General features: G+C 67.4%; 19 protein-coding genes. 11 read left to right on the top strand and 8 right to left on the bottom strand.

Annotation, left to right across the window (positions count from 1 at the left end; all coding sequences use genetic code 11):
- Positions 1-2: 2 nt before the first annotated feature.
- The 8 genes from exbD (at position 3) to PSEWESI4_RS02715 (ending at position 7,954) form a co-directional block, all read left to right on the top strand.
- Positions 3-422 carry a TonB system transport protein ExbD gene (gene exbD / locus PSEWESI4_RS02750; protein WP_187669645.1) on the top strand — a complete coding sequence of 140 codons (420 nt, stop codon included), beginning with the start codon at positions 3-5 and terminating at the stop codon, positions 420-422.
- A complete protein-coding gene (locus PSEWESI4_RS02745) occupies positions 419-1,156 on the top strand; it encodes an energy transducer TonB (protein ID WP_187669644.1) in 738 nt (245 codons plus the stop codon). Before exbD ends, PSEWESI4_RS02745 begins: the two co-directional genes overlap by 4 nt.
- A gap of 257 nt (positions 1,157-1,413) precedes the next feature.
- The gene (locus PSEWESI4_RS02740; protein ID WP_187669643.1) at positions 1,414-1,740 is read left to right on the top strand and encodes an ArsR/SmtB family transcription factor; all 327 of its coding nucleotides are present in this window, start codon (positions 1,414-1,416) and stop codon (positions 1,738-1,740) included.
- A gap of 14 nt (positions 1,741-1,754) precedes the next feature.
- On the top strand, positions 1,755-2,249 hold the full coding sequence (locus tag PSEWESI4_RS02735) for an arsenate reductase ArsC (protein WP_187669642.1): 495 nt from the start codon (positions 1,755-1,757) through the stop codon (positions 2,247-2,249).
- Between the two features lie 56 nt (positions 2,250-2,305).
- Entirely contained in the window at positions 2,306-3,325 is a 1,020-nt protein-coding gene (gene arsB, locus PSEWESI4_RS02730) for an ACR3 family arsenite efflux transporter (protein WP_408004266.1), read from the top strand.
- A 121-nt stretch (positions 3,326-3,446) separates the two neighbouring features.
- The gene (locus tag PSEWESI4_RS02725; protein WP_187669640.1) at positions 3,447-4,367 is read left to right on the top strand and encodes a hydrogen peroxide-inducible genes activator; all 921 of its coding nucleotides are present in this window, start codon (positions 3,447-3,449) and stop codon (positions 4,365-4,367) included.
- A 4-nt stretch (positions 4,368-4,371) separates the two neighbouring features.
- Complete coding sequence (gene recG, locus PSEWESI4_RS02720; protein WP_187669639.1) at positions 4,372-6,447, top strand: ATP-dependent DNA helicase RecG; 2,076 nt, start codon at positions 4,372-4,374, stop codon at positions 6,445-6,447.
- A 100-nt stretch (positions 6,448-6,547) separates the two neighbouring features.
- Positions 6,548-7,954, top strand: a complete 1,407-nt coding sequence (locus PSEWESI4_RS02715; protein WP_187669638.1) for an aminoacyl-tRNA deacylase and HDOD domain-containing protein — start codon at positions 6,548-6,550, stop codon at positions 7,952-7,954.
- 140 nt (positions 7,955-8,094) lie between these two features.
- Here the strand turns inward: PSEWESI4_RS02715 and PSEWESI4_RS02710 are convergent, their stop codons facing one another.
- The 7 genes from PSEWESI4_RS02710 to PSEWESI4_RS02680 form a co-directional block, all read right to left on the bottom strand.
- Positions 8,095-8,832, bottom strand: coding sequence for a hypothetical protein (locus tag PSEWESI4_RS02710; protein ID WP_187669637.1), 738 nt, complete (start codon positions 8,830-8,832; stop codon positions 8,095-8,097).
- Between the two features lie 84 nt (positions 8,833-8,916).
- Positions 8,917-9,309 carry a helicase gene (locus PSEWESI4_RS02705; protein ID WP_187669735.1) on the bottom strand — a complete coding sequence of 131 codons (393 nt, stop codon included), beginning with the start codon at positions 9,307-9,309 and terminating at the stop codon, positions 8,917-8,919.
- A 132-nt stretch (positions 9,310-9,441) separates the two neighbouring features.
- Entirely contained in the window at positions 9,442-9,714 is a 273-nt protein-coding gene (locus tag PSEWESI4_RS02700) for an HU family DNA-binding protein (RefSeq protein ID WP_187669636.1), read from the bottom strand.
- Positions 9,715-9,904: 190 nt separating this feature from the next.
- Positions 9,905-11,053: an NAD(P)/FAD-dependent oxidoreductase gene (locus PSEWESI4_RS02695; protein WP_187669635.1), complete on the bottom strand. Its 1,149-nt coding sequence runs from the start codon at positions 11,051-11,053 to the stop codon at positions 9,905-9,907.
- Positions 11,054-11,074: 21 nt separating this feature from the next.
- The gene (locus tag PSEWESI4_RS02690; protein WP_187669634.1) at positions 11,075-11,242 is read right to left on the bottom strand and encodes a rubredoxin; all 168 of its coding nucleotides are present in this window, start codon (positions 11,240-11,242) and stop codon (positions 11,075-11,077) included.
- A gap of 298 nt (positions 11,243-11,540) precedes the next feature.
- Positions 11,541-12,548, bottom strand: coding sequence for a fatty acid desaturase family protein (locus tag PSEWESI4_RS02685; RefSeq protein WP_187669633.1), 1,008 nt, complete (start codon positions 12,546-12,548; stop codon positions 11,541-11,543).
- A 10-nt stretch (positions 12,549-12,558) separates the two neighbouring features.
- Positions 12,559-13,425, bottom strand: a complete 867-nt coding sequence (locus tag PSEWESI4_RS02680) for a sugar phosphate isomerase/epimerase family protein (RefSeq protein WP_187669632.1) — start codon at positions 13,423-13,425, stop codon at positions 12,559-12,561.
- A gap of 162 nt (positions 13,426-13,587) precedes the next feature.
- Between PSEWESI4_RS02680 and PSEWESI4_RS02675 the strand changes: the two genes are divergently transcribed.
- Both PSEWESI4_RS02675 and PSEWESI4_RS02670 read left to right on the top strand, forming a co-directional pair.
- A complete protein-coding gene (locus tag PSEWESI4_RS02675; RefSeq protein ID WP_210768827.1) occupies positions 13,588-14,001 on the top strand; it encodes a hypothetical protein in 414 nt (137 codons plus the stop codon).
- A 277-nt stretch (positions 14,002-14,278) separates the two neighbouring features.
- A complete protein-coding gene (locus tag PSEWESI4_RS02670; protein WP_187669631.1) occupies positions 14,279-15,034 on the top strand; it encodes a substrate-binding periplasmic protein in 756 nt (251 codons plus the stop codon).
- Positions 15,035-15,085: 51 nt separating this feature from the next.
- On the opposite strand, the gene PSEWESI4_RS02665 is transcribed toward PSEWESI4_RS02670, so the two are convergent.
- Entirely contained in the window at positions 15,086-15,253 is a 168-nt protein-coding gene (locus tag PSEWESI4_RS02665; protein WP_187669630.1) for a rubredoxin, read from the bottom strand.
- Between the two features lie 192 nt (positions 15,254-15,445).
- Between PSEWESI4_RS02665 and PSEWESI4_RS02660 the strand changes: the two genes are divergently transcribed.
- Positions 15,446-16,012: a chorismate lyase gene (locus tag PSEWESI4_RS02660; RefSeq protein ID WP_187669733.1), complete on the top strand. Its 567-nt coding sequence runs from the start codon at positions 15,446-15,448 to the stop codon at positions 16,010-16,012.
- Positions 16,013-16,633: the final 621 nt, after the last annotated feature.

Here is a 16,633-nt window from a genome sequence, read left to right as displayed (position 1 = left end):
CCATGGGACTGCATCTGAACGAAGGAAGCGATGATCTCGTCGAATCCCACGAGATCAACGTAACGCCCTTTATCGACGTCATGCTGGTGCTGCTGATCATCTTCATGGTCGCCGCGCCGCTGGCCACCGTCGACATCAAGGTCGACCTGCCGGCCTCGAGCGCCAAGCCGGCGCCACGCCCGGACAAGCCGATCTACCTGAGCATCAAGGAAGATCACACCCTGTACCTGGACAACGAGCTGGTCAGCAAGGAACAGCTCGGTCCGGCGCTGGACAAGCTCACCCAGGCCGACAAGGACAAGACCGTCTTCGTCCGCGGCGACAAGGAAGTGAACTACGACAAGCTGATGGAAGTCATGGACGCCCTGCGCGGCGCCGGCTACCTGAAGATCGGTCTGGTGGGGCTCGAGACGGTTCAATGACTACCCAAACCCGCACGCTGTCGCGCTACGCCGTCAGCCTGGCGGTGGTGCTCGCCCTGCACGGCGGACTGGCCTTCTGGGCGCTGTTCTGGCATCCGCAGGCCGCCCCCGTCGAGCTGCCGCCGCCAGCCGTGATGATCGAGCTGGAGCCGCTGCCGCCGGCCGCGCCCAAGCCGGCCCCGCCGCCGCCCCAGATCGTGGAGCCGGAACCGGAGCCGGAACCGCTGCCCAAGCTGGTCGAAGCGCCGAAGCCGAAGATCGCCATCACCCAGCCTAAGCCCAAACCCAAGCCGAAGCCCAAGCCACCGAAGCCGATCGAGAAGCCGCAGCCCAAGCCGGCCGAGGAACCGCCGCAGGAGGCGCCACCGGCACCGCCGGCGGAAACCGACAGCAAGCCGGCCGCCCAGCAACTGGCATCGGTCAGCGCGCCGTCGAAGGCCGAGGTGACCTGGCAGAGCAAGCTGCTCAGCCACCTGAGCCGCTACAAGCGCTACCCCGAGGACGCCCGCCGGCGTGGCTACGAAGGCATCACGCGAGTGCGCTTCAGCGTCGACCGCGATGGCAACGTATTGTCCGTGGAACTGGTCGGCAGCTCCGGCAGCGCCTCGCTGGACCGCGCCACCCTGGCGATGATCCGCCGCGCCCAGCCGGTGCCCAAGCCGCCGGCCGACCTGCTCGACGGCAACAGCCTGGAAGTGGTCGCACCCTTCGTCTACTCGCTGGATCGCCGCTAGGGGGCTGCCATCGCTTCGGCCCCTCCCCCACGAGGTGAGGGGCCGAAGTGCCCTTGCAGTACATCCGCTCACGCGATTCCCCGAGTCTCTGTCGCGACCGTCGTGGAGACATCGCGGCAATGGCCGGAACCGCCTTCCCTCGCACTTCCCCGCCTCACCACCTCTTCCAGATCGAGAACCAGAAGACACAGGCAGTATCGTCCTGATCCGATTCGCCCTCTTGCCAAATGATTCAATAAAAGTTGTATTATCGAACCATGAACGAAGATCAAGCTGTCTCCGCCCTCGGCGCCCTGGCCCATACCCAGCGGCTGCGTGTGTTTCGCGCGCTGGTGGTCGCCGGTCCCGACGGGCTCACCCCCAGCGTCCTGGCCGACCAGCTCGATGTGGCCCGCAACACCCTGTCCTTCCATTTGAAGGAGCTGGCACATGCAGGCCTGGTGACCATCGAGCAGCAAGGCCGGAACCTGATCTATCGCGCCGAATATGCACGCATGAACAGTCTCCTGGGCTATCTGACCCAGCATTGCTGCCAGGATGGCGTGTGCGAAGTTTCCTCCCCCCAAACCTGCACGACCTGCTGATCCAGGGCTCCCCCATGACCGACACCACCTACAACGTGCTGTTCCTCTGCACCGGTAACTCGGCGCGCTCCATTCTGGCCGAAGGCATCCTCAATCACCTGGGCAGCGGACGATTCCGGGCCTGGTCCGCCGGCAGCCATCCCAGGGGAGAGGTGCATCCATTGGCCCTGGCGACCCTGGAGCGACTGCATCTACCGAGCGCCGGCTACCGCAGCAAGAGCTGGGATGAGTTCGTCGAACCCGGGGCGCCGCGCTTCGACTTCATCTTCACGGTGTGCGACAACGCGGTGGGAGAAGCCTGTCCGCTCTGGCCGGGCAAACCGGTGACCGCCCATTGGGGCGTGCCTGACCCGGCAACGGCCGAGGGCAGCGAAGAGCAGCAGCGCCAGGCCTTCCTGAATGCCGCCGTGGCCCTGCGGCGGCGCATCGAACTGTTCCTGTCGCTTCCCCTGGATCGCCTGGATGCCATGGCTCGGCAGCAAGCGTTGCGCGACATCGGCCAGCAGTGAGAAAGGCCATGGATGCGGGAAGCGAAGCGCTCGGCAAAGTGCCCGATGCGCAGCCCATGAGCACGTTCGAACGCTACCTGACAGCCTGGGTGGCGCTGTGCATCGTGGCTGGCGTCAGCCTTGGCCAGATCGCCCCGGATCTGTTCCAGGCAATCGGCCGCATGGAGGTTGCCAAGGTCAACCTGCCGGTCGGGCTGCTGATCTGGATCATGGTGATCCCGATGCTGCTCAAGGTGGACTTCGGCGCCTTGGGGCAGGTCGGGCGGCATTGGCGCGGCATCGGGGTGACGCTGTTCGTCAACTGGGCGGTCAAGCCCTTCTCCATGGCGCTGCTCGCCTGGCTGTTCATCCGCCAGGTATTCGCCGACTGGCTGCCGGCCGGACAGCTCGACAGCTATGTTGCCGGCCTGATCCTGCTGGCCGCCGCGCCCTGCACCGCGATGGTATTCGTCTGGAGCCGGCTGACCGGCGGCGACCCTATGTTCACGCTGTCACAGGTGGCCCTGAACGACACCATCATGGTGTTCGCCTTCGCACCCATCGTCGGGCTGCTACTCGGGCTGTCGTCGATCAGCGTGCCGTGGGACACGCTGCTGACCTCGGTGGTGCTCTATATCGTCATCCCGGTCATCATCGCCCAGGCATGGCGCCGCGCGTTGCTACGCCGTGGGCAGGCGGCATTCGAGCGCACACTGGGGCGAATCGGCCCGCTATCCATGCTGGCCCTCCTGCTGACCCTGGTGCTGCTGTTCGCGTTCCAGGGCCAGGCCATCCTCCAGCAGCCGCTGGTGATCGCCATCCTGGCGGTGCCGATCCTGATCCAGGTTCTCTTCAATTCAGGCCTGGCCTACTGGCTCAATCGCCGCGTCGGCGAAAAACACGATATCGCCTGCCCTTCGGCGCTGATCGGGGCATCCAACTTCTTCGAACTCGCGGTAGCCGCCGCCATCAGCCTGTTCGGCTTCCATTCCGGCGCAGCGCTGGCCACCGTGGTCGGCGTGCTCATCGAAGTACCGGTCATGCTGCTGGTGGTGCGCCTGGTCAACCGCTCGCGCGCCTGGTACGAACGCGCGTAGACGGTCCTTCCCGCACGCGTTCGGGTCTTCGGCACCCCACCCCGCCTCCCCGGTGCGCTGGGGTGTTTCGTTCCATCGGAAGCTGCCGCTATTATTGGTAGCACTTTCATGGAATTTACCTATGACCCTCACCGAACTGCGCTACATCGTCACCCTCGCCCAGGAACAGCACTTCGGCCGCGCGGCCGAGCGCTGCCACGTCAGCCAGCCGACCCTGTCGGTGGGGGTGAAGAAACTGGAAGACGAACTCGGCGTGCTGATCTTCGAGCGCAGCAAGAGCGCGGTGCGCCTCACGCCGGTCGGCGAGGGCATCATCACCCAGGCCCAGAAGGTCCTCGAGCAGGCCCAGGGCATCCGCGAACTGGCCCAGGCCGGCAAGAACCAGTTGGCCGCGCCGCTCAAGGTCGGCGCCATCTACACCGTCGGCCCCTACCTGTTCCCGCACCTGATTCCGCAGTTGCACAAGGTGGCGCCGCAGATGCCGCTGTACATCGAGGAAAACTTCACCCACGTGCTGCGCGACAAGCTGCGTAACGGCGAACTGGACGCGATCATCATCGCCCTGCCGTTCCAGGAAGCCGACGTACTGACCATGGCCCTCTACGACGAGCCGTTCAAGGTGCTGCTGCCGGCCGGCCACCCCTGGGGCGAGAGCGAGACCATCGACAGCACCCAGCTCAACAACAAGAGCCTGCTGCTGCTCGGCGAAGGCCACTGCTTCCGCGACCAGGTCCTGGAAGCCTGCCCGACCCTGCGCAAGCACGGCGACGAAGGCACCCAGTTCACCACGGTGGAGTCCAGCTCGCTGGAGACTATCCGCCACATGGTCGCCTCCGGTATGGGTATTTCGATCCTGCCGCTCTCGGCGGTGGACAGCCACCACTACGCGCCCGGCGTGTTCGAGGTACGCCCGCTGACCCCGCCGGCGCCGTTCCGTACCGTGGCCATCGCCTGGCGCGCCAGCTTCCCGCGGCCCAAGGCCATCGACGTGCTGGCCGACTCGATCCGCCTGTGCTCGGTGGCGCGGCCCAACGCCGCCTGAGCCCATGACCGAGCTGGCAACGGTGCCGGTCACCGCGCTCAAGGGCGTGGGCGCCGCGCTGGCCGAAAAACTCGCCAAGGTCGGCCTGGAAACCCTGCAGGACGTGCTGTTCCACCTGCCGCTGCGCTACCAGGACCGCACCCGCATCACCCCCATCGGCGCCCTGCGCCCCGGCCAGGATGCGGTGGTCGAAGGCATCGTGGCCGGCGCCGACGTGGTGATGGGCCGGCGCCGCAGCCTGCTGGTGCGCCTGCAGGACGGCAGCGGCACCCTCAGCCTGCGCTTCTACCACTTCAGCCAGGCGCAGAAGGACGGCCTCAAGCGCGGCACCCAGTTGCGTTGCTACGGCGAGGTGCGCCCCGGCGCCTCCGGGCTGGAGATCTACCACCCGGAATACCGCGCGCTCTCCGGCGCCGAACCGATCGCCGTGGAACAGACCCTGACGCCGATCTACCCGACCACCGAAGGACTCACCCAGCAGCGCCTGCGCCAGCTCAGCGGCCAGGCCCTGGCGCGCCTCGGCCCGCACAGCCTGCCGGACTGGCTGCCCGCCGAACTGGCCCGTGACTACCGCCTCGGCCCGCTCGACGAGGCGATCCGCTACCTGCACCGGCCGCCGCCGGACGCCGATCTCGAGGAACTCGCCGAAGGTCGCCACTGGGCCCAGCACCGCCTGGCCTTCGAGGAGCTGCTGACCCACCAGTTGTCGCTGCAGCGCCTGCGCGAGACCCTGCGCGCCCAGGAGGCGCCGCAACTGCCCCCGGCGAAACGATTGCCGAAGCAGTTCCTCGCCAACCTCGGCTTCACACCCACCGGCGCGCAGCAGCGGGTCGGCGCCGAGATCGCCTACGACCTGGCGCAGAGCGAGCCGATGCTGCGCCTGGTGCAGGGCGACGTCGGCGCCGGCAAGACCGTGGTCGCCGCGCTGGCCGCCCTGCAAGCGCTGGAAGCCGGCTATCAGGTGGCACTGATGGCGCCCACCGAAATCCTCGCCGAACAGCACTACCTGAACTTCTCCAAATGGCTGGAACCGCTCGGTCTCGAAGTCGCCTGGCTGGCCGGCAAGCTCAAGGGCAAGGCGCGCGTGGCGGCCCTGGCGCGGATCGCCGATGGCGCGCCGATGGTGGTCGGCACTCACGCGCTGTTCCAGGACGAAGTGCAGTTCCGCAAACTCGCCCTGGCGATCATCGACGAACAGCACCGCTTCGGCGTGCAGCAGCGCCTGGCCCTGCGCCAGAAGGGCGTCGACGGCCGCCTCTGCCCGCACCAGTTGATCATGACCGCCACGCCGATCCCCAGGACCCTGGCGATGAGCGCCTACGCCGACCTCGATACCTCGATCCTCGACGAACTGCCGCCCGGCCGCACCCCGGTGAACACCCTGGTGATCGCCGACAGCCGCCGCCCGGAAGTGATCGAGCGGGTGCGCGCCGCCTGCCGCGAAGGCCGCCAGGCCTACTGGGTGTGCACGCTGATCGAGGAGTCCGAGGAGCTGACCTGCCAGGCGGCGGAAACCACCTTCGAAGAGCTCTCGGCCGCGCTCGCGGGGCTCAGCGTCGGGCTGATCCACGGCCGCATGAAGCCGGCGGAAAAGGCCGCGGTGATGGACGAGTTCAAGGCCGGCCGCCTGCAACTGCTGGTCGCCACCACGGTGATCGAGGTGGGCGTCGACGTGCCCAACGCCAGCCTGATGATCATCGAGAACCCGGAACGCCTCGGCCTCGCCCAGCTCCACCAGTTGCGCGGCCGGGTCGGACGCGGCAGCGCCGCCAGCCATTGCGTGCTGCTCTACCACGCGCCGCTCTCGCAGCTCGGCCGTGAGCGCCTGGCGATCATGCGCGAGACCTGCGACGGCTTCGTGATCGCCGAGAAGGACCTGGAACTGCGCGGCCCCGGCGAGATGCTAGGCACCCGGCAGACCGGCCTGCTGCAATTCAAGGTCGCCGACCTGATGCGCGACGCCGAGCTGCTGCCGGCCGTGCGCGACGCCGCCCAGGCCCTGCTGGCGCGCTGGCCGCAGCACGTCAGCCCGCTGCTGGAGCGCTGGCTGCGCCATGGCCAGCAGTACGGCCAGGTCTGAGCCATCACTAAGCACCAGTCTTCACCGGTCGCATCTTGTCCGCACAGGGTGGTCTCGCTGGTTATACTCGGGCCCATCGATGTACCAGCCGGATGCCTCCATGACCGAACTCGCCCACTCCGCCGAAACCTCGCCCCAGCCGCCCGCGGTGATCCTGCAACTGCTCGGCAAGCTCGCCGTGCCCCATCAGGTGAGCCATGAGCGAACGGGGCTGGATTGCGCCCGCCGGGTCCAGGCGGTGCTGCTGGAGGATGCCATCGGCGCGCTGCTGGTGCTGTTCCCGCGCAACCAGTTGCTCGATCTCAAGCGCCTCACCGAACTGACCGGCCGCCAAGTGACCGCGATCAAGCCGGAACGCCAGGAACGCCTGCTCGGCAAGCACGGCCTCGACCTGTTGCCGGCCCTGCCGCCGCTGACCAGCGCGCCCTGCCTGTACGACGAGCGCCTGCTGCAGGAAGAACGGTTGCTGATCGAGTCCGGCACGCCCGGCGTGCTGCTGGAGGTTCCCCGCGACGCCTACAAGGGGCTGCTGGCCAAGGCCAGCGCCGCGCGCTTCGGCGAGCCGCTGGCCGGCATCCGGCCCAACCTCAATCGCCCGCACGACGACCGCGCGGAAATCACCCAGGCGGTGCAGGCCTTCACCGCGCGACGCATCCAGCAGCGCCTGGAGGAAACCATCGAGATCCCGCCGCTGCCGGAAACCGCGCAGCGCATCGTCAAGCTGCGCGTCGACCCCAACGCCACGATCGACGACATCACCGGCGTGGTGGAAACCGATCCGGCGCTGGCCGCCCAGGTGGTGAGCTGGGCCGCCTCGCCCTACTACGCGGCGCCGGGCAAGATCCGCTCGGTGGAAGACGCCATCGTCCGCGTGCTGGGCTTCGACCTGGTGATCAACCTGGCGCTCGGCCTGGCGCTCGGCAAGACCCTCAGCCTGCCCAAGGACCAGCCGCAACAGGCCACGCCCTACTGGCAGCAGGCGATCTACACCGCCGCGGTGATCGAGGGCCTGACCCGCGCCATGCCCCGCGCGGTGCGCCCGGAAGGCGGCCTGACCTACCTCGCCGGGTTGCTGCACAGCTTCGGCTACCTGGTTCTGGCGCACGTCTTCCCGCCGCACTTCTCACTGATCTGCCGGCATCTGGAGGCCAACCCGCACCTGCCGCACAGCTACGTCGAGCAGCACCTGCTGGGCATCACCCGCGAGCAGATCGGCGCCTGGCTGATGCGTCACTGGGACATGCCCGAGGAACTGGCCGACGCCCTGCGCTTCCAGCACGACCCGGACTACCGTGGCGACAACGCCGCCTACGCCAACCTCGTATGCCTGGCGGTGCGCCTGCTGGCCAGTCGCGGCATCGGTGTCGACCCGCAGGACGAGATTCCCGCCAGCCTCCACGAAGGGCTCGGCCTGACCCGCGAGAAGGCCGAGGAAGCGGTGGACAAGGTACTGGCCGCCGAAACCGCGCTGCGCGAACTGGCCAGGCAGTACCAGCAAGGTCACTGAGCCACGACGACCACCCTACGGGATATGTGGATCATGATCGTAGGGTGCGCCGCGCGCACCGGCTCTTGGGGGGCGGGCACAGTGTCGGCCGGAACCCCAGGAGTCGCCTCTCAATCGGTGCGCACGGCGCACCCTACCGGTTACAGCGCCTTCCGGCGCGCGGCGAACACCTGTGGCAGGGCCTTGACGCTGGCGTCGAGAAGCTTGCGTACCGGGTCCTGTTCGTAGAGCGCGGTGTAGTCGCTCAGCTCGCGGCTGGGCATCTGCCGGTAGGCGTAGAACATGAAGGACTCCACCGCCTGCCTGCTGGAGTTGCGCAGCACTTCGACCTGCTTGGCGGTCATCTCGTCCAGTTGCGGTTCGGAAAGCGACTCGCCACGGGCGTTCAGCACCAGCAGGACCTGGGTCTTGTCGGCCTCGTGGCGCAATTGGGTGGCCAGGGCGGTGGTGTGCGCCGCCTTGTCCAGGCGCTGCATCAAGGCCAGGCGCTCGGCGCGCGGCGCCCTGCTCTTCAGTTGCTCGCGATAGGCGGCCAGGCCTTCGGTGCCGCCGGGCTCCCCCACCGCACGTTCCGCCGCGGTGAAGCGCTGCGCCAGCGGGCTGTCGAGCAGCGCCTCGATCTGGCGCACTTCGCTGGCGTCCAGTTGGCCGGCCACCTGCTGGGCCAGGTCGGCGCACATCAGGTCGGCGGCGAAGGCCTGGGCGACCCGCTCCTGCTGCGCCGGCTCCAGGCCGCGCTGGATCAGCGGCGCGCTCTGCTCGCAGAGCAGTTGGACGCCGGCCAGCTCGAAGGCGCGTTTCAGGGCGCCGGGCTGGGCCGGTTCGGCGAGAGAGAAGAAGGGTAGAAGGAACAGCGACAGCAACGACAGCACACGCATGACGGCATATCCGGCGAACAGAGTGCCGCCCAGCCTAACCAATCGGCCCGCACCACGGCTAGTGAAGCACGGGCGCTTTGCGGATCAGGCCGCTTTTTTCTCGACGCTCTTCCTCTTCGCCACCAGGTGCTTGGTCAGGCCCTGGAACCAGATCACCAGCGCCGGGTTGCCCTGGATCTGGATGTCCTTGTTCTGGATGCCCTGCATGAACGCCAGTTGCTTGTTCTTCGCGCTCATGGTGGCGAAGCCGTAGGCGGCGTCCTTGAAGCCGATGGCGAAGGCTGGTTCGCTGGCCGGGCCGCGCTTGCTGGTAACGCGCTGGTCCTTGACCACGAAGTGGCGGGCCAGCTTGCCGTCCAGGGTATGCAGTTGGAAGGTCAGGTCCTTGCCGTCCAGTTGCTGCTGGAACGCGGGATTGTCGCGGCTGGCCTTGGCCATCAGGCGGCCCAGCATCCAGAGGAGAAAGCGGAATTTCATGCGCACGGCCTCGGCGGGAATGGAATGGCGGCGCATTGTAGCGGTTTGCGGCGGGGACTACAGCCAGCCTTCGATGGGGTCGGGAGGCCCTGGCGATGGCCCGGAGCCGAACGGCCCCGGGCGAAGCGGCGTTCAGTTGACGGCGTCTTTCAGGGACTTGCCCGGCTTGAAGGCGACGGTGTTGCTGGCCTTGATCTTCACCGGAGCGCCGGTCTGCGGGTTCTTCCCGGTGCGGGCTCCGCGATGGCGCTGGACGAAGGTACCGAAGCCAACCAGGGTGACGCTGTCCTTGCGGTTCAGCGCGTTGGTGATTTCTTCCAGTACGGCATTGAGTACGCGGTTGGCCTGGTCTTTGGTGAGTTGAGCCTTTTCCGCGATAGCCGCGGCGAGTTCCGGTTTGCGCATAGAAGCCTCTTTGACGTTTTGTTGTTGTTGTGTGTCCCGCCGCTCTTCCCGAACGGCGCCGAAAGCACCGCAGCAGCTCTGCACTGCGGCAGACCCGAGGGAGGATGGCACGCCCACGGGCCTCGCGCCAGTCTCGGCCCGGCGTTTTGTCGTGGGTTTTTTGCAGCTTATCGGACAGAACGCACGACATTCACGCCAGCAGCGCGGGAAGCTCCCTGTTCAACGCCAGTTTTTCCTGCACGGCCGTTCCGGTCAGGGCGTAGCCGATCAGCCGACCGGCGGCATCGCGGCACAATGCCTTGATGTCGGCGCCGCTGCCTTCCACCGTCCATTCGCCGCTCAGCCCACGCGGCGGCGGCGACACCACCAGCGGGCAGACCGGCGTCTTGACCAGCACCGGCATCGGCCCGTAGTTGACCTCGGTGGGCGTGCCGGCGAGGGTCTGCGCCAGAGCGCGGGCGCAGCTCATCAGCGGCATCACGTAGAGCAGGTTGAGGCCGTCCACCTCGGCACAGTCGCCGAGCGCATAGATGTTGGCGTGGGAGGTTTGCAGGCGGCGGTCGACCACCACCCCGCGGTTGACCGCCAGCCCGGCGGCGGCGGCCAGTTCGGTGCGCGGGCGCAGGCCGACCGCCGAGACCACCAGGTCGCATTCGATCCGCGTGCCGTCGGAGAGGATCGCTTCGAGGCCATCGCCGGCATGCTTCAGGCTGGCCAGCACCGGGCCGAGGTGGAAGCGCGCGCCGAGGCTTTCCAGGCCGGCCCGCACCGCCGTCGCGGCGGCCGGGTGGATCAGGCCGGGCATCACCTGCTCGCAGGGCGCCACCAGTTCGACCTGAAAACCTCCAGCGCTGAGGTCGTTGGCGAACTCGCAGCCGATCAGCCCCGCCCCGAGGATCAACACGCGGCGCTTGCCGGCGGAGGCGGCGCGGAAGCGCGCATAGTCCTCGAGGTCGTTGATCGGGAAGATGGCGTCCTGGGCGTCGCCTTCCACGGGCACGCGGATGGTGTCGGCGCCCCAGGCCAGCACCAGGTCGCGGTAGGCCACGGCTTCCTCGCCGATCCACAGCCGCTTGTGGGCCGGGTCGATGCCGGTGATCCGCGTGTGGGTGCGTACTTCGGCCTTGAGCTGCTCGGCCATGGTGCCCGGCTCGGCCATGGCCAGGCCGTCGGCGTCCTTGTTCTTGGCGAAACCGGTGGAGAGCATCGGCTTGGAGTAGGAGCGGCCATCGTCGGCGGTGATCAGCAGCAGCGGCGTGTCGACGTCCAGCTTGCGGAATTCCTTGGCCAGGTTGTAACCGGCCAGGCCGGTGCCGACGATCACTACAGGTGCACTCATGTATTCACTCCAAGGGGTTGATCAGCCGATGGCGATCATCTCGAAATCCTGCTTGCCGGTGCCGCAGTCGGGGCACAGCCAGTCTTCCGGGATGTCCTCCCAGGCGGTGCCGGGTGGAATGCCTTCCTCGGGAAGGCCCTCGGCTTCGTCGTAGATGAAGCCGCAGATGATGCATTGCCATTTGCGCATGGTTCGACCTCCGCGATGCGGATGCTGTTTGGACCCTAACGGATTTACCCGGTGCCGCCAATTGCCGAAGGCATCGCCCCGACGGAGGTTAGGCTCTGTACGAAAAGTCGCCGAGCGAAGGTCAGGCAAACCTAGGCGGCCCCGACAAAAAGAGGGGAGGAACGGACCGGGCTCGCGATCGAGTTTACGGCTGTAAATGAGCAGTCCGAGCCTCTTTTAAACGCAGCATCACCGATGCGCAGGCACTTTTCGTACAGAGCCGAGGGATGGCAACCGGGCCCGACTCCTGACTACCAGTCTAGAGCGCGGTGAGGAACGACACCCCGTAGACGCCGACGAAGCCCGGCCCCTCGGCCACCGGCTGGCCGAGGGTCGCGTCGCCGTGATCGGCGTTGAGCACTCGCGCCACCCGGTGGCGATGCAGGTTGGCGAGAAAGCGGCGGGCCGGCAGCACCGGTTCCTCGCGGTCACCCCCGCCGTACAGCTCGCGGTGCAGGGCCGGCAGGCGGTACCAGGGCACGGTCGGCTTCTCGTGATGGGCGTTGTGGTAGCCGAAGTTGAGCACCAGCAGGTTGAGCAGCGGCGAGTGGCCGAACGGGTTGGAGAAGGTGTTGCGCTGCTCGTAGGCATAGGCCGGGCGTTCGCCGGGCTCGGCGTCCAGGCCGACCACCACCTCGTAGGTGTGCTGGTGCATGTCCATCATGCGAAGCACATTGAGGAACAGCAGGTAGGCGACGAGGTAGCCGAGCAGCGCCGGCCAGGCCAGCCAGCCGAGCAGGACCAGCGCCGAGCCGCGCAGCGCCAGCCAGGTCAGCACCCGGCGGCGGCGCGGGCGGTACTGCTCGACGAAGAACGGGCTGGCGATCACCAGCCCGTGCATCAGCAGTTCCACCGCCGGCACGTAGGCCCACTCCAGCGCCCGCACCAGGCGCAGCAGCCAGGGCCGGGCGAGCAGGATGGCGCGGTAGTCGAAGGCCACCACGTCGGCGCGGTCGACATGGTGGCGCATATGCTTGAGACGCAGACCATCGTAGGCGCCGTAGCAGCCACCGACCAGCACGCTGAGCAGGCTGCCGAGGCGGGCATTCCATTCGCGCTCGAGGAACACCGCCTGGTGGGCGCAGTCGTGGATCAGGTAGGCGGCGATCACCAGGCCGTGGCCGAGCAGCAGCACGCCGAGCGGCCAGCTCCACGGCGTGGCGTGGATCAGCAGGGCGAAGCCGCCGAGGTAGGCGGCGGCGATGTAGGCCAGCACCAGGGCGGTGGGCAGGCGGCCGGCGGGATGACGCAAGGTGGGCAGTTTCATGGGCAGCTCCTCACAATGCTCCGCTAGCCAGGTGCGGGGTTGCGGCGCAGCGCTGGAAATGCGCGCGCTCGGTGTCGGCGACCCAGCGGTTGATCTGCCACAGGTCGGCCACCGGCTGGTCGGTGAACGGCAGGGTGTGCAGGTAGCCGTCCGGGCCGAATTCCGGGGTCAGGGTGCTCAGCGCGTAGCCGCGACGGCGCTGCGACGCCCACACCGCTTCCCAGAAACGCTGGTGGAAGGCCAGGCAGCCGGCGTACTCCGGCGCTGCCGGGTGCGGCACCTGAGGCCCTTGTGGATAGCCGATGCGGCCATGGATGTGGTGGACCCGCTCGGCGATGGCCAGCAGCAGCCCCCAGTCGTCGTCCAGCAGGCGTTCGCTGACCACCACCCAGTGGCTGATGTCGGCGGTCAGGCGCAGGTCCGGCAACTGGCGGACCAGCTCGGCGGTGACCCAGGGATTGAACAGCGAGCGGCTGCGGTGGGTCTCGAAGCTCAGTTGCACGCCATGCCGGTCGCCAATCTCCAGCGCCGCGGCGAAGAACTCCAGTTGCACGGCCAGCGGCCAGGCGTCGCAGCCGGCCATCAGGTTGCAGAAGCGCGGCGACAGCTCCAGGGCGCCAACCAGCTTGCGCTCCAGGTCGGCCAGGTGCGCGGCCGGCGTGGCATGGCGCTCCGGCACGTAGCTGCCGGCGGTGCAGATCTCGGCGATGTAGTCGAGATCATGGCTGGCAAGCACCTCGGCGAACGCCGCGCGTGCGGCGGCGTTGCCGGGGGCCGGCGCCTCGAGGCCGTCGAAACCGGCCTCGAGCGCCTGCAAGGCAGCCTGCTCGATACTGCCGGCGTGGCCCCAGAGAGTCTTGAATATTCGCAACCGCATGGCATTCTCCCCGTTCGACATGAACGCTCGCAGCAGCTTGAGCAACCGCCATGCCAGCGACCCGCGCAGCGTAGAAAAATGCTTTATTTCATGCACTTTTGCATATTTATGACGATCCGGGAGAAGCCCGCAACGCCTCGAGACAGTGCATAAAGTGCAGACTTGCACCAAACTGATCGCCAGGAACCCGCCGAGCAGGACGCCATGCCCCGTCGCTACAGCCAGACCAACCGCCGTGCCGTCGCCGAAGCCATCATTCGCATGGACGAAAGCTGGATCGCCCTGTTCGGCGATACCGGCCTCAGCGACCTGTGCTATTGCGACCTGTTCACCCACATGTGGCTGCGTCGCGACCAATCGCTGCGCAAGACCGACCTCTACGCCTTCATGCCCAGCATCAGCCGGCGCACCGCGGTGAAGTACGTGCAACAACTGATCGACCAGGCGTTGCTCGACGAAAGCCCCGCCGAGCACGACCGCCGGGTGCGCTGGGTAACCCTCGGCACAGCGGTGGCCGAACGCCTGGAGCGCTTCTTCGACCAGTCGTTCGAGAACTACAGCAAGCTGAGAACGTGAACCCGTAGGCAACCTGACGTGACCGGATAGCGACAAACGCCGAGCCCGGCGGGTATGTTCTGCACGGTTCAGCAGCACCGGAACGCGCGGCATCCCGCGCATCGCCGACCATCGCGAAGAAGCCTCGAACGGGCCACCGGCGAACTGGATCGAAAGCTGCAAGCAGCGACCCGCCGCGACGCACGCCCGGAGCTGGCCACAGGGCGCGGAACTCCGCACCGAGGCCCCCGACCGGCAACTCGCGGCATCCATCAATCAGGCTGGGGGAGAATGCAACATGTCGAAGTGGCTGCAGATGTTTTTCCTGGCGGGACTGGCGTTCGTCGCCCCCGCCGCCCATGCGGAACTGCCCGAGGGTTACCGGGTGGTCCTGCTCACCGAGAACTTCCCGCCGTTCAACATGGCGGTGGACGACAAGAACTTCGCCCGGGACGACTCGATCGACGGCATCAGCGCGGACATCGTCCGGGAAGTCTTCAAGCGCGCCGGCATCGACTACAACCTGACCCTGCGCTTCCCCTGGGACCGTATCTATCGCCTGACCCTGGAGAAGCCGGACTACGCGCTGTTCTCGACCACCTACACCGAGGAACGCAAGCCGCTGTTCAAATGGGTCGGACCGCTGGCCAAGACCAGTTGGGTGCTGCTTTCCGCGCCTGGCAACAATCTGCGCGTGAACAGCCTGGAAGAAGCGGGCAAGTACCGCGTCGGCGCCTATCGCAACGATGCCGTCAGCCAGCACCTGGAAAGCCTGGGCCTGAAGCCGGTCAACGCACTGCGTGACCTGGAGAACGCGCGCAAGCTGGTGAAGGGCGAGATCGACCTGTGGGCCACCACCGACCCGGTCGGCCGCTTCCTGGCCAAGCAGGACGGCATTTCCGGGCTACAGACGGTGCTGCGCTTCAACGACGCGCAACTCTACCTGGCGCTGAACAAGGACACCCCCGACGAAGTGGTGGAGCGCCTGCAAAAGGCTCTCGACGAACTGCGTGCCGAAGGTTTCGTGGACGAGATAACCAACGGCTATCTCTGAAGGAGCGCGAGCGGCGGCCGGCGGGCCGCCGTCGTCATGGCGGGGCAGGGATCAACCGATCTCGATCATCTCGAAGTCGGACTTGCCGACGCCGCAATCCGGGCACACCCAGTCTTCCGGCACGTCCTGCCAGGCGGTGCCGGCGGCGATACCCTCTTCCGGCCAGCCCAGGCGCTCGTCATAGATCAGCCCACAGACCACACACTGCCACTTCTTCATCGACTACTACCTCGGTTCTTCAGGCACACGACCGGCACTAGGAATTGAAGGATTGCCGGTCACGGGCGTTTGTACTGGCACAGGCAGCGCCGTGCAAGTGCCATCCGGCCGACCCAACCTTTGGCTGGTGTCCGGCCGGAGGCGGCAAACATGCTAAGCTCGCGGCCCCGACCGTTGCAGATAGTCGCCGCCGTGCCCCACGCCGCCCTTCCCCATCCGCCGCGCTGGTTCAGCGCCAGCCAACTGCATCCCCGCCCCACCGAGCCACTGGCCGACTGGCTGTTCGACCAGGGGTCGCTGACCCGCCGCCTGACCGCGCTGTCCGCCGATCACTTCAGCGTCAGCCCGCTGCTCGAAGGCTGGCAGACGCTGCGCCACGACGAATGCCAGGCCCTCGGCGCACCGGAAGGCAGCCAGGGCTGGGTGCGCGAGGTGTACCTGCGCGGCCATGGCCAGCCCTGGGTGTTCGCCCGCAGCGTGGCGGCGCGCGGCGCCCTGGAGGGCTCCGGCTTCGACCTCAGCCTGCTCGGCAGCCGCTCGCTCGGCGAACTGCTGTTCAGCGACCGCGCCTTCACCCGCGGGCCCATCGAAGTGACCCGCTACCCGGCGGCCTGGCTGCCGGCCGAGGTACGCGAGGAGCGCCTGTGGAGCCGCCGCTCCTGCTTCGTCCGTGACGCGCTGGGCGTGCTGGTCGCCGAGGTGTACCTGCCAGCGCTGTGGGATGAGGTCGGCCGCAAGCCGCAAGCTTCCAGCCTGTAGGATGGGTGACAACCCATCGGGTGGTTTCACCCTGCCTCACTTGGCCTGGCGTCTGGTATTCGGCGCAGGTGCCGGTAACTAGCTCCGCCCCTCACCCCAGCCCTCTCCCGGAGGGAGAGGGGGCCGGACGGAGTTGCGAGATGCCACGTAGCCGCGGGCTGGCTCCGTAGACTCCCTCTAGAGTCCGTAGGATGGGTGACAACCCATCGGGTGGTTTCACCCTGCCTCACTTGGTCTGGCGTCTGGTATTCGGCGCAGGTGCTGGTAACTGGCTCCGCCCCTCACCCCAGCCCTCTCCCGAGGGGAGAGGGAGTTTACGAGGCTGCTCCATCGCCGCAACTCTGTCGAGTCCGTAGGATGGGTGACAACCCATCGGGGGGTTTTACCCTGCCTCACTTGGCCTGGCGTCTGGTATTCGGCGCAGGTGCTGGTCATTGACTCCGCCCACCCCAGCCCTCTCCCGGAGGGAGAGGGGGCCGGACGGAGTTGCGAGATGCCACGTAGCCGCGGGCTGGCTCCGTAGACTCCCTCTCCCCCTGGGAGAGGGCTGGGGTGAGGGAACGCGCTTGATCCCACCCCCATGGCCTGACCAACGCCACCATCCCCCACTCCATCAACGAT

The organism is Zestomonas carbonaria, assembly GCF_904061905.1.
Classification (GTDB): domain Bacteria; phylum Pseudomonadota; class Gammaproteobacteria; order Pseudomonadales; family Pseudomonadaceae; genus Aquipseudomonas; species Aquipseudomonas carbonaria.
Note: the sequence above shows the minus strand (reverse complement) of the source record. Positions and strands in the feature narration are given on the sequence as shown.

Excerpts from the sequence above, each read along its gene's own strand:
- PSEWESI4_RS02710 (WP_187669637.1), bottom strand. The coding sequence starts at position 8,832 with ATGCGTGTGCTGTCGTTGCTGTCGCTGTTCCTTCTACCCTTCTTCTCT.
- PSEWESI4_RS02700 (WP_187669636.1), bottom strand. The coding sequence starts at position 9,714 with ATGCGCAAACCGGAACTCGCCGCGGCTATCGCGGAAAAGGCTCAACTC.
- exbD (WP_187669645.1), top strand. The coding sequence starts at position 3 with ATGGGACTGCATCTGAACGAAGGAAGCGATGATCTCGTCGAATCCCAC.
- PSEWESI4_RS02745 (WP_187669644.1), top strand. The coding sequence starts at position 419 with ATGACTACCCAAACCCGCACGCTGTCGCGCTACGCCGTCAGCCTGGCG.
- PSEWESI4_RS02690 (WP_187669634.1), bottom strand. The coding sequence starts at position 11,242 with ATGCGCAAATGGCAATGCATCATCTGCGGCTTCATCTACGACGAAGCC.
- PSEWESI4_RS02715 (WP_187669638.1), top strand. The coding sequence starts at position 6,548 with ATGACCGAACTCGCCCACTCCGCCGAAACCTCGCCCCAGCCGCCCGCG.
- PSEWESI4_RS02685 (WP_187669633.1), bottom strand. The coding sequence starts at position 12,548 with ATGAAACTGCCCACCTTGCGTCATCCCGCCGGCCGCCTGCCCACCGCC.
- PSEWESI4_RS02735 (WP_187669642.1), top strand. The coding sequence starts at position 1,755 with ATGACCGACACCACCTACAACGTGCTGTTCCTCTGCACCGGTAACTCG.
- PSEWESI4_RS02670 (WP_187669631.1), top strand. The coding sequence starts at position 14,279 with ATGTCGAAGTGGCTGCAGATGTTTTTCCTGGCGGGACTGGCGTTCGTC.
- PSEWESI4_RS02665 (WP_187669630.1), bottom strand. The coding sequence starts at position 15,253 with ATGAAGAAGTGGCAGTGTGTGGTCTGTGGGCTGATCTATGACGAGCGC.
- arsB (WP_408004266.1), top strand. The coding sequence starts at position 2,306 with ATGAGCACGTTCGAACGCTACCTGACAGCCTGGGTGGCGCTGTGCATC.
- PSEWESI4_RS02725 (WP_187669640.1), top strand. The coding sequence starts at position 3,447 with ATGACCCTCACCGAACTGCGCTACATCGTCACCCTCGCCCAGGAACAG.
- recG (WP_187669639.1), top strand. The coding sequence starts at position 4,372 with ATGACCGAGCTGGCAACGGTGCCGGTCACCGCGCTCAAGGGCGTGGGC.
- PSEWESI4_RS02705 (WP_187669735.1), bottom strand. The coding sequence starts at position 9,309 with ATGAAATTCCGCTTTCTCCTCTGGATGCTGGGCCGCCTGATGGCCAAG.
- PSEWESI4_RS02695 (WP_187669635.1), bottom strand. The coding sequence starts at position 11,053 with ATGAGTGCACCTGTAGTGATCGTCGGCACCGGCCTGGCCGGTTACAAC.
- PSEWESI4_RS02740 (WP_187669643.1), top strand. The coding sequence starts at position 1,414 with ATGAACGAAGATCAAGCTGTCTCCGCCCTCGGCGCCCTGGCCCATACC.
- PSEWESI4_RS02680 (WP_187669632.1), bottom strand. The coding sequence starts at position 13,425 with ATGCGGTTGCGAATATTCAAGACTCTCTGGGGCCACGCCGGCAGTATC.